At 53.5% G+C, this 1,259-nt stretch carries 1 protein-coding gene; it reads right to left on the bottom strand.

What is annotated here, in order from left to right; genetic code table 11:
* Positions 1 to 824: 824 nt before the first annotated feature.
* The coding region (locus HC022_RS26830; protein ID WP_217704131.1) for a hypothetical protein at positions 825 to 1,259 on the bottom strand (435 nt) is incomplete at its 5' end.

Below are 1,259 nucleotides of genomic sequence, written 5' to 3' on the forward strand. Positions count from 1 at the left end.
ACATGAGCCTTGAAACCCTGGCCCGCGTCACCGACAATCCCACCGTCAGGTTGCCCGCCGTGGCATCCTGATCAGACCCGGACCTCTCCGAAGGTCGACGCTCCTACACCACGCGCGGGGGCACTATCCTATCTCGTTTCGCTTCTGGTAGACCTTCTGGGATGACTTGCAGAAAGCCCCGTATGACAAACCAAACTGGCGCGAGAAATATCAGCCACCCAAGCAAAAGCATCGCTGCGTCGAGCAGCTTCGGCCAAAGCCAGGGTGGCTGATTATCATTTTCCGGTTTCATTGGTTTGATCAGTTTAGTGGGCGGTCCTCTGCGCCTCGAAAAGCTTGCGCGAGTAGTGGTTAGTGATTGATTAACAGGGCTATGAAAAATGTTGTTCAGGTACTGGCCTGCATTGTTCCACAGAGCGACACTGACACCCAGCGTCTCATTTCCGACAATAAGGCACGAAGTCAAAGTCGGCCCACTTCTGCCGGTCAGTCCTTGGCCGATCGCCGCGGTGCAGCTTCACCAGGCCGGCCATTCGTCCATCGCGCAGCATTTTTGGAGGATGAAGGTCGGCAGGGCGGACTTTGATGCCTTTGGGGTATGATCTCTCGAAGGTAACGCCCCCTCCCAAAGCAAACGTGGGCTCTATGTCGCTGAAAGCAGATCAGTAGGCATAGCTTCTAACGTTATTGCTTAGCCCTACCTAGTTACTGCGAAAATCGACGACCTCGTACTCTGCCCCAAACCGGCAGACCCCCTCGCTGAATTGCAGGAGCGCGACGAAAAATATTCAGTGTCCATGCAATAGCGACAGGTGTTTCTCAAGCTAGATCACTAGGCCAAGTTCGTCCGCCAAAACGTTAACGCACCTACGTAGTAAAAGATCTGACTTAACCCCAGAGTTGATTCGCGGTCCCGGTGGATGCTTGCCGGGAACTGCATCGGGCCAAAGAACTGGCGGCAATGCGTTGTCGTGACCTTCGTCGCCGGGCATTCCGACACAAAAAACATCTCTAAGCCCTTTGTTTGTGCCGCGATCAAGTTCCCGATGTTTCAAGGCTCTAGCAATCAAGTTCAGTGTCTCAAACTCGGGAGCGATACCAATAAAGCGATCGCGAACTTCCTTTGGTGTCTCGTTGTTTTCGACGGCGATCCAATCGACCATCTGATCCATCATTACGGTACACGCGCAACACAGGGCAATGGCAGACTTACTCTGATTGAAGCGCTCCCACAGAGGCAGCACCACAAGTTCAAAGAA

The sequence above is a fragment of the Salipiger sp. HF18 genome (genome assembly GCF_011806505.1).
GTDB classification, from domain to species: Bacteria; Pseudomonadota; Alphaproteobacteria; order Rhodobacterales; family Rhodobacteraceae; genus Salipiger; species Salipiger thiooxidans.